This is a genomic window from Enterococcus avium ATCC 14025, from assembly GCF_000406965.1.
GTDB lineage: Bacteria > Bacillota > Bacilli > Lactobacillales > Enterococcaceae > Enterococcus_A > Enterococcus_A avium.
Window position 1 is genome coordinate 1 of sequence record NZ_KE136368.1, and the last position, 12,496, is coordinate 12,496.

The 12,496-nt window shown below is 42.2% G+C and carries 7 protein-coding genes and 3 rRNA genes; 7 read left to right on the plus strand and 3 right to left on the minus strand.

The features are described 5' to 3' along the window. The 7 genes from OMU_RS20825 to OMU_RS23055 form a co-directional block, all read left to right on the plus strand. Positions 1 to 516 (plus strand): 16S ribosomal RNA (locus OMU_RS20825); the annotation flags it as partial. 239 nt (positions 517 to 755) lie between these two features. Beyond that, positions 756 to 3,667 (plus strand): 23S ribosomal RNA (locus OMU_RS20830). A 73-nt stretch (positions 3,668 to 3,740) separates the two neighbouring features. Then, positions 3,741 to 3,856: ribosomal RNA gene (gene rrf / locus OMU_RS20835) — 5S ribosomal RNA — on the plus strand. Positions 3,857 to 4,500: 644 nt separating this feature from the next. Next, positions 4,501 to 5,814 (plus strand): electron transport complex subunit RsxC, encoded by a 1,314-nt coding sequence (rsxC, locus tag OMU_RS20840; protein ID WP_016181828.1) that lies wholly within the window; start codon positions 4,501 to 4,503, stop codon positions 5,812 to 5,814. 1 nt (position 5,815) lies between these two features. Then, positions 5,816 to 6,802, plus strand: a complete 987-nt coding sequence (locus OMU_RS20845) for an RnfABCDGE type electron transport complex subunit D (protein WP_016181829.1) — start codon at positions 5,816 to 5,818, stop codon at positions 6,800 to 6,802. Positions 6,803 to 6,960: 158 nt separating this feature from the next. After that, complete coding sequence (locus OMU_RS20850; protein ID WP_016181830.1) at positions 6,961 to 7,521, plus strand: histidine phosphatase family protein; 561 nt, start codon at positions 6,961 to 6,963, stop codon at positions 7,519 to 7,521. 110 nt (positions 7,522 to 7,631) lie between these two features. Next, a protein-coding gene (locus OMU_RS23055; protein ID WP_225844229.1) for an IS3 family transposase occupies positions 7,632 to 9,052 on the plus strand; the annotation gives its coding sequence in 2 pieces (ribosomal slippage) (positions 7,632 to 8,109 and positions 8,109 to 9,052; 1,422 coding nt in all). A gap of 171 nt (positions 9,053 to 9,223) precedes the next feature. On the opposite strand, the gene OMU_RS20865 is transcribed toward OMU_RS23055, so the two are convergent. The 3 genes from OMU_RS20865 to OMU_RS20875 all read right to left on the minus strand — a co-directional run bounded on the left by OMU_RS20865 (position 9,224) and on the right by OMU_RS20875 (position 12,325). Continuing rightward, a complete protein-coding gene (locus OMU_RS20865; RefSeq protein ID WP_016181831.1) occupies positions 9,224 to 10,129 on the minus strand; it encodes a lactate/malate family dehydrogenase in 906 nt (301 codons plus the stop codon). Between the two features lie 87 nt (positions 10,130 to 10,216). Continuing rightward, positions 10,217 to 10,666: a class Ib ribonucleoside-diphosphate reductase assembly flavoprotein NrdI gene (gene nrdI / locus OMU_RS20870; protein WP_016181832.1), complete on the minus strand. Its 450-nt coding sequence runs from the start codon at positions 10,664 to 10,666 to the stop codon at positions 10,217 to 10,219. 507 nt (positions 10,667 to 11,173) lie between these two features. Further along, positions 11,174 to 12,325 (minus strand): hydroxymethylglutaryl-CoA synthase, encoded by a 1,152-nt coding sequence (locus OMU_RS20875; protein ID WP_016181833.1) that lies wholly within the window; start codon positions 12,323 to 12,325, stop codon positions 11,174 to 11,176. Positions 12,326 to 12,496: the final 171 nt, after the last annotated feature.

The window sequence follows — 12,496 nt, forward strand, 5'->3', positions numbered from 1 at the left end:
CCCTTCGGGGGCAAAGTGACAGGTGGTGCATGGTTGTCGTCAGCTCGTGTCGTGAGATGTTGGGTTAAGTCCCGCAACGAGCGCAACCCTTATTGTTAGTTGCCATCATTTAGTTGGGCACTCTAGCGAGACTGCCGGTGACAAACCGGAGGAAGGTGGGGATGACGTCAAATCATCATGCCCCTTATGACCTGGGCTACACACGTGCTACAATGGGAAGTACAACGAGTCGCGAAGTCGCGAGGCTAAGCTAATCTCTTAAAGCTTCTCTCAGTTCGGATTGTAGGCTGCAACTCGCCTACATGAAGCCGGAATCGCTAGTAATCGCGGATCAGCACGCCGCGGTGAATACGTTCCCGGGCCTTGTACACACCGCCCGTCACACCACGAGAGTTTGTAACACCCGAAGTCGGTGAGGTAACCTTTTGGAGCCAGCCGCCTAAGGTGGGATAGATGATTGGGGTGAAGTCGTAACAAGGTAGCCGTATCGGAAGGTGCGGCTGGATCACCTCCTTTCTAAGGAAATAGTTCATCGAAGATGAACGTTACGGAAACTACACAGGAATGCTTTATTCGTTCAGTTTTGAGAGGTCTACTCTCAAATCGTTCATTGAAAACTGGATACAGAAACAATTTTAAACAAACCGAGAACACCGCGTTGAATGAGTTTTTTAATAAGTTCAATTGCTTATTTATTACTAAAGAACATGATCGCTCATGGAAATTAGTAAGACCCTTGACGAAAGTCAAGATAAGGTTAAGTGAATAAGGGCGCACGGTGGATGCCTTGGCACTAGGAGCCGATGAAGGACGGGACTAACACCGATATGCTTCGGGGAGCTGTAAGTAAGCTTTGATCCGGAGATTTCCGAATGGGGAAACCCAACATCTTTTATAGGATGTTACTTTTCAGTGAATACATAGCTGATTAGAGGTAGACGCAGAGAACTGAAACATCTAAGTACCTGCAGGAAGAGAAAGAAAAATCGATTCCCTGAGTAGCGGCGAGCGAAACGGGAAAAGCCCAAACCAAGAGGCTTGCCTCTTGGGGTTGTAGGACTCCGATATGGTAGTCCAGTGAGATAGTCGAAGGACCTGGAAAGGTCTGCTAGAAAGGGTAAAAGCCCCGTAGACAAAATTTGACTGGCACCTAGGAGGATCCTGAGTACGGCGGAACACGAGGAATTCCGTCGGAATCCGGGAGGACCATCTCCCAAGGCTAAATACTCCCTAGTGACCGATAGTGAACCAGTACCGTGAGGGAAAGGTGAAAAGCACCCCGGAAGGGGAGTGAAATAGATCCTGAAACCGTGTGCCTACAACAAGTTAGAGCCCGTTAATGGGTGATAGCGTGCCTTTTGTAGAATGAACCGGCGAGTTACGATTACTTGCGAGGTTAAGTTGAAAAGACGGAGCCGCAGCGAAAGCAAGTCTGAATAGGGCGAATGAGTAAGTGGTCGTAGACCCGAAACCATGTGATCTACCCATGTCCAGGTTGAAGGTGCGGTAAAACGCACTGGAGGACCGAACCCACGTACGTTGAAAAGTGCGGGGATGAGGTGTGGGTAGCGGAGAAATTCCAAACGAACTTGGAGATAGCTGGTTCTCTCCGAAATAGCTTTAGGGCTAGCCTCAGAGTAAGAATGATGGAGGTAGAGCACTGTTTGGACTAGGGGCCCATCTCGGGTTACCGAATTCAGATAAACTCCGAATGCCATCCATTCATCTCTGGGAGTCAGACTGTGAGTGATAAGATCCATAGTCGAAAGGGAAACAGCCCAGACCACCAGCTAAGGTCCCCAAATAACTATTAAGTGGAAAAGGATGTGGGGTTGCACAGACAACTAGGATGTTGGCTTAGAAGCAGCCACCATTTAAAGAGTGCGTAATAGCTCACTAGTCGAGTGACCCTGCGCCGAAAATGTACCGGGGCTAAATAGTTTACCGAAGCTGTGGAACACACCAATGGTGTGTTGGTAGGAGAGCGTTCTAAGGGCGTTGAAGGCAGATCGTGAGGACTGCTGGAGCGCTTAGAAGTGAGAATGCCGGTATGAGTAGCGAAAGACAGGTGAGAATCCTGTCCACCGAATGACTAAGGTTTCCTGGGGAAGGCTCGTCCGCCCAGGGTTAGTCGGGACCTAAGCCGAGGCCGAAAGGCGTAGGCGATGGATAACAGGTTGATATTCCTGTACCCGTTGTTTTTGTTTGAGCAATGGAGGGACGCAGGAGGCTAAGGAATCAGACGATTGGAAATGTCTGTCCAAGCAATGAGTCTTGATGTGAGTCAAATGCTTACATCTTTAAGGACAAGTTGTGATGGGGAGGGAAATAATAGTACCGAAGTTCCTGATGTCACACTGCCGAGAAAAGCTTCTAGTGAGAAAACAATGGCCCGTACCGCAAACCGACACAGGTAGTCGAGGAGAGAATCCTAAGGTGAGCGAGAGAACTCTCGTTAAGGAACTCGGCAAAATGACCCCGTAACTTCGGGAGAAGGGGTGCTGATCTAACGATCAGCCGCAGTGAATAGGCCCAAGCGACTGTTTATCAAAAACACAGGTCTCTGCAAAATCGAAAGATGACGTATAGGGGCTGACGCCTGCCCGGTGCTGGAAGGTTAAGAGGAGTGCTTAGCGTAAGCGAAGGTACGAATTGAAGCCCCAGTAAACGGCGGCCGTAACTATAACGGTCCTAAGGTAGCGAAATTCCTTGTCGGGTAAGTTCCGACCCGCACGAAAGGCGTAACGATTTGGGCACTGTCTCAACGAGAGACTCGGTGAAATTTTAGTACCTGTGAAGATGCAGGTTACCCGCGACAGGACGGAAAGACCCCATGGAGCTTTACTGCAGTTTGATATTGAGTGTTTGTACCACATGTACAGGATAGGTAGGAGCCGTAGAAGTCGGGACGCTAGTTTCGACAGAGGCGCTGGTGGGATACTACCCTTGTGTTATGACCACTCTAACCCGCACCACTAATCGTGGTGGGAGACAGTGTCAGATGGGCAGTTTGACTGGGGCGGTCGCCTCCTAAAGAGTAACGGAGGCGCCCAAAGGTTCCCTCAGAATGGTTGGAAATCATTCGCAGAGTGTAAAGGCACAAGGGAGCTTGACTGCGAGACCTACAAGTCGAGCAGGGACGAAAGTCGGGCTTAGTGATCCGGTGGTTCCGTATGGAAGGGCCATCGCTCAACGGATAAAAGCTACCCTGGGGATAACAGGCTTATCTCCCCCAAGAGTCCACATCGACGGGGAGGTTTGGCACCTCGATGTCGGCTCGTCGCATCCTGGGGCTGTAGTCGGTCCCAAGGGTTGGGCTGTTCGCCCATTAAAGCGGCACGCGAGCTGGGTTCAGAACGTCGTGAGACAGTTCGGTCCCTATCCGTCGCGGGCGTTGGAAATTTGAGAGGATCTGTCCTTAGTACGAGAGGACCGGGATGGACTTACCGCTGGTGTACCAGTTGTCTCGCCAGAGGCATCGCTGGGTAGCTATGTAGGGAAGGGATAAACGCTGAAAGCATCTAAGTGTGAAGCCCACCTCAAGATGAGATTTCCCATTTCTTTAAGAAAGTAAGATCCCTGAGAGAAGATCAGGTAGATAGGTCAGGAGTGGAAGTGCAGTGATGTACGGAGCGGACTGATACTAATCGATCGAGGACTTAACCAAAAATTGATTCACGGTTGTTAGAATGTTTCTGATCCAGTTTTGAGTGAACGACGTTTACTCAATTAAATACTAGTGTGGTGGCGATAGCGAGAAGGATACACCTGTTCCCATGTCGAACACAGAAGTTAAGCTTCTTAGCGCCGATTGTAGTGAGGGGTTGCCCCTTGTGAGATTAGGACGTCGCCACGCAGTTAGGACTATTCTTATTAGGATAGTCTTTTTTTTAACAGTAGAGAAAGTATAAAAAGTTAAGGGCTAAAAGGCTGCACTACCAGTCTTTTTAGCCCTTTTTATTTTGCTATTTTTCTTAGATACAGAAGTTTAAAGTCATGTTTTCCAAACAACTTCTTTCCTAAATTACCTCTCTTAATCTATTATTACGATTCCTTATTTCTTCATCTGTTTAGCTATTTCCTCTTTAAGTCTCATTCAGTTGCAAAGTATCATATCATTCTAAAATATCGTTGAGAGTGTTTAAGGTGCTAGAAACCCAATTGTCAAATGAGTTCAAGTCTTTTTTCATGTAGAATAAAATGATAAACATAGGATATTTTCCTCTATTTTATAAGAAATCTTGGATGGAAAAATAGCAATCTGGTTGGTAAAAGAAATGGGTACTTTTGAATCTACTGTATATTTGGGTTTATTTTTGCAAAGGAAGATAGAACTGATTAAAAAAGTGGGTCGTTTCTATACGTAAGTACTAAGATATTACAAAACATTGTAGTAACTTTTTTTATTATTCACCTTCAATTATTGTATAACAGTATATTATTTTTAGCTGAAAAATGTTCATGTTATACTAAAATTATGAATAATATTGGAGGAATGTGATGAGTAAGCGAGGATTTAAAGGTGGAATTGATTTGCATCAAGATCCGGCCTTGCATTTAAGAGGAATCGATAATTATAAAAAGGTTGAGAACATACAACCTAAAAAAGTTTATATTCCCGTTCAGCAACATATTGGTGAGCCTGCAGAGGTTATCGTCTCTGTAGGAGAAAAAGTATTTTTAGGACAGACAATTGCAAAAATAGATGAAGGATTAGGCGCGAACGTTCATGCAAGTATTTCCGGGAAGATCATCGGAATACAAGAGATTGATCAAGGTCAGGGGGATAAGATGACCTGCGTAATTATTGAAAATGATTTTAGAGATGAACCTCAAGAGATACACCATGAAACAATTGATGATTTGACACCGGAAATGATCGTTGAGCGTGTTGAATCAGCGGGAGTGGTTGGGCTAGGCGGGGCGACTTTTCCCAGTCATGTAAAGCTAAACCCTAAAGAAGATATTCATACTTGTATTTTTAATGGTGCTGAATGTGAGCCATTATTGATGTCTGATGCTGCATTAATGGCGACTCAGGGGGAAAAGCTGATTAAGGGCTGTGAGTTGGTATTGAAAGCTGTCGCAGCAAAGGAAGGCATTATTGCAATTGAGGATGATAAGCAAGAAGCAATTGAGGTTATGCAGATTTTATGCCATGACATATCGAATCTTTCCGTTATCGAAGTTCCTTCGATTTATCCTCAAGGAAGCACTGAGATGCTTTTTACAGTAATTACAGGAAAGGAAGCCCCAGCAGATGGTTCAACACGAGACTTAGGCTATTTGATTATCAACGTGGCTACGACGGTCGCTGTCTATGAAGCGATTGATCCCGGAGTTCCCCTGAGTCATAGAATTTGTTCTGTGGTGGGTGATGTCAAGCAGCAGAAAAATGTCTATTTTCCGCTGGGAACTTCGATTGAGGATATGATTGCTTTTTGCGGAGGCTTTGAGGGAAAGCCATCTAAGATTATCACAGGTGGATTTATGATGGGGAAAACAGTAGACACAATGGCGGCTTCATTAACAAAATCAGCCAATGGGTTAATTGTTATCAATGAGCATCATGATGAAGACAGCACACCTTCTCCTTGTATCCTGTGCTCTCGCTGTGTCGCTGTTTGTCCGGTGGATCTTTTGCCACATCAGCTTGAAAAAAATTACTTGAAGGAAAATTGGAAACGTTTGGAAAAGCTTTATGTAGATAGTTGTATTAACTGTGGGTGTTGTACGTATATTTGCCCAGCACGTCGGCATTTAGCTGAACATATTGTTGCTGGACAAAAAGCTCTTAAAGAAAGGCAGGCATAGGATGGGGAATAAAAATTCGTTGGAGCAGCTTCGCAGTACACGTTACCCATTAATGGAAGCCTCGCCGCATTTGTTGTTTTACGAAAAAACTGATCGAATAATGCGAATGGTTTTATTGGCGCTGCTACCTAGCGTGATTGCTTCAATTATTTTCTTTGGCCTGCGTTCATTGCTTATTTATGTGATAGCCATAGGTACATGCCTGATTTCTGAGTTTCTATGGTTTAAATTTCGCAAAGATACCTTGCCTAAAGATTATTCAGCAGTAGTGACTGGTGTTCTATTGGCAATGAGCTTGCCAGCAAGTGTACCGTTGTGGTATCCGGCTTTAGGCGGAGCTATCGGAATTATTATCGCAAAAGAATTGTTTGGAGGAATCGGTAGAAATCTGTTAAATCCGGCTTTAACAGGGCGAGCTGTCTTAAGATTGGTCTTTGCAAAGGAAATGTCAGCGAATGTACAACCGCAGCCTTTTTTCTCGCTGAATGGCTTAGATGTCGTCTCTTCTGCCACGCCTTTGATGAATGCCAAAGCTGATGAAAGTTTAAGCTCTGGTCAGATGATAGACAGCTTGACTGGATTGATTGCTGGTAAAAATGCTGAAACAACGGCGATACTTCTCTTTTTAGGAGGGATGTTTCTGCTGTATAAAAAAGTAATTACTTGGCACATTCCGATTTGTATGCTTAGTACAATAGTTATTATTGCGCTTTTTTTGGGGAAAGGTGATCTGACGATTGTTTTTGCTCATATCTTTGGGGGTGCAACAATGCTGGGTGCTTTTTTCATGGCGACAGATTATAGTACATCACCTACAACACCCAAAGGCGAAATCAAATATGGAATTTGTTGTGGTGTGCTGCTAATGGCTTGGCGTTCATTTAGTTCTATGGCAGAAGGTATGACATTTATTTTATTAATTATGAATTGTTTTGTACCATTGATTGATCACCTCATTATTCCACGAGCCTACGGTGTGAAAAACTAGCAGTCATTTTCAGTAAATATATAGACGTTCTTTCATTCTAATGATAAAGTAGTAGAGAAATTGGCTACTACCAATATTTTAATGAATAACTATTTTGAAAATTCTAGAAATCTTTCTATTTGTATTTTCAATTTTTTTGATAGAGAGGACTGTTTTATTTGCTTTATGTAGCTAGACACGGGGAGACAGATTGGAACAAGAAAGGAATTATTTCAGGGCGAAGCGACATTGCTTTGTCTAAGATAGGTTATCATCAAGCGACTTTATTAGCAGAAGAAGTGGCTAACCTTGACGCACCTATAACCAGAATCATCCATTCTCCCTTAAATCGTGCGGAAGAAACAGCACGAATAGTTAGTGAGGCCAATCATTTACCCATGAGTGTCGATGAACGATTAATTGAGCTGGATTATGGGGATTATGATGGAAAGAGCGATGAACTGGCAGGCTACCAAAAAATTCGTACTCAATTTGCTGTACGCTATCCTAATGGGGAATCTTTGATGGATGTTTATGCTCGAATTGTTCCTTTATTAGCAGAATTAGAACAAGACGCTGAGAATACCTATCTCTTGGTCTGTCATAATTCGGTGATTCGAGCGATTAAGAACTATTTTGAGCCCTTAGAAAATGAAAAGGTCTTTAATTATCGCACACCTAACGCTAAATTGATCGGGTTTGAGTGGAGGAAAGCTCTCTCAAATATCAAGAGTGCCTGAAATTCTTTTAAATTAATAAATAGAAAATAAGAACGAACGACTGTAGGGCTATCTGAACCGACCCCCAAAAGTTAGACCAAAAATCTAACTTTTTGGAGGTCGGTATTTTTATGACTGAATATGGCTTTGAAATCAAGCTGAAAGTTGTTCAAGATTATTTGGATGGAAAAGGTGGCTATCGCTATCTAGCGAAAAAGTATGGAGTTAAGAACGCGGATCAAGTAAGAAGCTGGATTAATTCCTATCAACAATTTGGTGAGGAAGGACTCTTTCGAAAACATTATGATAATACTTACTCTGTTCAATTCAAGATGGATGCGATAGAGTTATATCAAACGAGTGAGTTGTCCTATCGTGAAGTTGCCAATAGACTCGGTATGAGGAATCATGCTCTGATTGCCAGTTGGATGCGGAGTTTTCGAGATGATGGTATCAAGGGACTCTCAAAACCGAAAGGACGTCCACCTACCGTGCCTAAGAAAAAAGAAAAGCCAAAGAAAGATTTTGTTAAAGTAACATCGGAAGAACGCGACCGTATTAAAGAATTAGAAAAACAAGTCCGTTCACTTCAGATAGAAAATGCCTTTTTAAAAGAACTGAGGAAGCTGCGAAATCAGGAAGCCCAACAAAGACGAACGAATCAATCGCACGAATCATCCACAGCCTCCGAGGACCCTTCAAATTAGTTGAGCTTCTTGAGACCTTGGACTTTCCTAAAGCAACGTTTATGTACTGGCAAAAACGATTTGACAGAGAAAACCCTGATCAAGAAATTGAAGCCGAAATGCTTCGTATTCGTAAAGAACATAAAAATTATGGCTGTTTACGAATGACGAACGAACTAAAGAATCGTGGATTCCATGTTAATAAAAAGAAAGTCCAACGTTTGATTCGAAAACTAGGAATCGAAGTGCGTTCATACACGCGGAAATCACGGCGCTACAGTTCTTACCGAGGAAAAGTCGGGAAAGTGGCGAAACACCGGATTCGTCGTCACTTTTATACGACTATTTGTCACCAAAAAATTACGACAGATACAACAGAGTTCAAATATCTTGAAGTGGATACCAAAGGCGTGATCCGTCAGAGAAAGTTATATCTGGACCCGTTTATGGATATGTATAATAGCGAGATTCTTTCGTACCGCATCTCGGAAAAGCCAAATGCCTTGGCAATCATGGAAGGCTTAGAAGAAGCCATAGCGATCACGAATGATTGCCCGTATCGTCGCACTTTCCACTCGGATCAAGGCTGGGCCTATCAGATGAAAGCCTACCGTCGAAAACTAAAGAAACAGAAAATTTTTCAAAGTATGTCTCGAAAAGGAAATTGTTTAGATAATTCCATCATGGAGAATTTCTTCAGTCTTCTAAAACAAGAAATTTTTCATGGAGAAACCTATCACAGTTTTGATGAACTAAAAACGGCGATTGATGATTTTATCTATTACTACAACAATCACCGGATGAAACAGAAATTGAACTGGAAAAGCCCTGTTCAGTTTCGAGAAACAGCACAGAAAGCGGCATAATCGCTTAGCTTAAGAAACAAAAAACGGAGTAGATTTCTCTACTCCGAAAAAAGTCTAACATTTGGGGGTCACTTCAATCATTGTTGATAGTTCCACAGTTGTTCGTTCTTTTAATGAGCGTGTTCTGCTACTCATCAACAGTTTTGTCGTTCTTCCGTCACAGTGGTTTCTTTAGATCGTTGCGTGCATTGAATGAATCGTCTGGATGGTATGACGCCATTTTTCTTGTTCTGCAGTGGAAAGCTTTAACGGAAAACTTTCACTGATTCCTTGTCTTGAAACTTTTGCAGGAGAACCCACATAGCAGCCCTCAGCTTGATGATAATGGCTGACTGGTACGACAAGGTGATTGTCGTTTAAAATTGCTTCAGCAATCCGTGCGGCTTGAATGGCGATACCATAAGAAGTATAGCCTTTTCCTCTAAAAGTGACCCAACCGCCATCACGAGCAGCATTATCCAGAACATCAAGTCTATCATCCGTCAATATTTCACTGATAGGGGTGCCACCGATTCGGACGCTAGACCAAGCAACAAATTGACTTTCACCATGTTCTCCGATGACATAACCATCAATGGCCGAAGGATGAACTTTCATACTTTTGCTGATAGCATGCTTCATTCGGCCAGTATCTAGTGAAGTTCCAGTACCAATAACACGCTCTTGAGGAAGTTCTGTCAATTCCTGCAGATATTGAGTGATGACATCACAAGGATTTGTTATATTCAATATAATTCCCTCAAAGCCTGAATCTCTGATGACTGGCGCCCATTCCTCTACGATTGTTTTGGTCAAATTCAGTTCGGCAAAGCGATCAGGATTTCCTTCAAAAATCGAAATGTCACCAGCAGAAAAAATAATCACATCTGTATCGGCTAGTTCAGCTACATCTGGACCAATCAGTCGAACTTGATTAGCTTGTTCCATTTGCCCGTCCATCAGATCATTCAGTTCAGCCTTTAGAATCGTATCTTTCGAGTCGAAAAGCACCAGCTCATCAACGATATTTTTTGAAATCAAAGTGTAAGCAGTTGTACTTCCTACATGTCCTACACCAATAATTGCGACTTTTCTCAATTGCAACACACCTCTCTCATAGATTTATCTATTTTAAAAAGAATGCCTCTAACATGAGAAAAAGTCAATAGAATAATTAGTAAACGATTAATTCAAACTGTTTTCTTTTAAAATATGATACACGCGCTCACAATCAGCAGCGGTTCCTCGCAGCTCATAATCTGCCAAGAAAGGAAACTTGAAGGCTTCGCTATATTGTTTTGCTGTCAGGCAATATTGATAGTTAAAATTTTTATTCCCGCTGCCGACCACTCCTAGACAATGTTTAAAATTATCTTCGTATTCGAGGTATTCGCGCATCACTTCTGTCAAAATCTCAGTATCCCCGCTATCAACACCATTTCCTCCTTCTAAATACGTAGGGACAAAGGTAAAGAAGGGTGCCGACTCAATCTCGAAGGGAGAATTTTCGGAAATTTCCTTTGAACCGATTAAAGGATTTTTCGGATCTAATTGATGCTGTTCCACCGCGTAGGCTTCCAGACGCTTAACAAATGCCCGAGTGTTTCCTGAGATAGAAATGTACAATATATTCATAAAAATATTTCCTCCTAATTTGGTTAATCACCGTTTTTTTACGAAAAAATCGGGTTTTAATTGTAGTCTTAACGTTAAGATTATAACACGAAAAAGGACGAGTAGATAAAGTGTAAACGGTTGCAAAAAGCAGCGAAATATGGTATAAATATAGATGTAAGGGGTAGGTCCCTAAGGTTGTAAAATAATACAACAGAAATGGACGGAAGCAGTGTTCATTTCACAGAGAATGCCGAAAACGGCAGAAAGGAAGTAGGGATTTGAAGTCTCCTTACCAAGTTATTCTAATCTAGCGGGGAAAAGAAATGTAGACAGTGGAACCATTTCTTCACTTAATGGTGAGGCTTAAACGAAATTCAATCATAAAAAACGTTTAAGACCTAGAAAAGAGTGTAAATATTCCAGAAATCTGGAATGAAGAACAAGCACTTAGCCATTAGACCTGCTAGATTATTTTTGCGCCTAAAAAAGGCCAGCTGATCAGTCAGCTGGCCTTTTCCTATTATACTACTTATTGTAATAACGAATATCACCGCTGATTTTATTGATAGCAAAATCAGTTGAATCAGAGAAGGTATACGTACCTCCATCGGTTGGGAGTTTTTCGTTAAACATTTTTTCATATTTATCGATAGAAAGCTGCTTGCGTTCAGAAAGTAAAGACTGATTCTTTTCGCTAGTTAAATGACTTTTGAACCCATCCATCAATGTCATTGAGAAGAACTCACTAACGGCACCAGAACCATAGCTGAATAATCCGATTCGATCACCGGCAGCTAGATTGCCATTATCTAACAAGGATATCAAACCTAGATATAATGATCCGGTGTAGAGATTACCGACTGTTCGGCTATACACCACTGCTTCATCATAACGAGCTTCTAAACGTTGTTGTTCTGATTCAGGCATTTCCGGAAAGATTGCACGTAAAGCTTTGCGTCCCATCTTTGTATAAGGTAGATGGAAAGTGATCGCAGCATAATCCGTACTATCGGTTTGATTGACTTTTTTATTTTGCTCCCATATCCGAGTAAATGAATCAATATAGATTTGGTTAGACATGTGTCCATCGACTAATGGATAATCATGCCCTGCAGGTCGCCAAAAATCATAAACGTCCTCTGAATAGAAGACACTATCGTTATTAAAGGCTAATAAATCTGGCTCCTTGGTTATTAGCATAGCGACAGCACCGCAACCTTGCGTAGGTTCGCCACCAGTTGCTAAACCATATTTAGCAATATCAGCAGCGATCACTAAAACTTTACGATCGGGATGTAGGGCAACATAATCATGAGCCTGCTGCAGGGCGGCGGTTCCGCCGTAACAAGCATGTTTTATTTCAAATGAACGAGCGAATGGTTGAATATCCAACAGATCATGAATGATTACCGCAGCGGATTTTGAGAAGTCGGTACTTGATTCTGTTCCGACGATTACCATGTCGATGTCCTTTTTGTCCTCATCTGTAAGAATTTTGGCAGCAGCACTTGCCCCTAAAGTGACGATGTCTTGTGTCTCGGGAATAATTGCCATCTGATCTTGTCCAAGACCAATGTGAAATTTGTTGGGGTCAGTTTCACGGGCATTCGCTAAATCTGTCATATCAAGATAATAATTTGGTACGTGAAAACTGATTTTATCAATCCCTATATTCATATTGCTCCTCCTAGTTCTTATTGATCCATCCATTTTTTAATAAAAATGAATAAACCACACATATCTTTCCACTTAATTACTAAAATAATAAGTAGAGCAGACATCCTTTTCTTCCAAAGGTAAATATATCATAGAAAGGTCATAATTAGTTGAGTTTGAATCTTAAGAAAT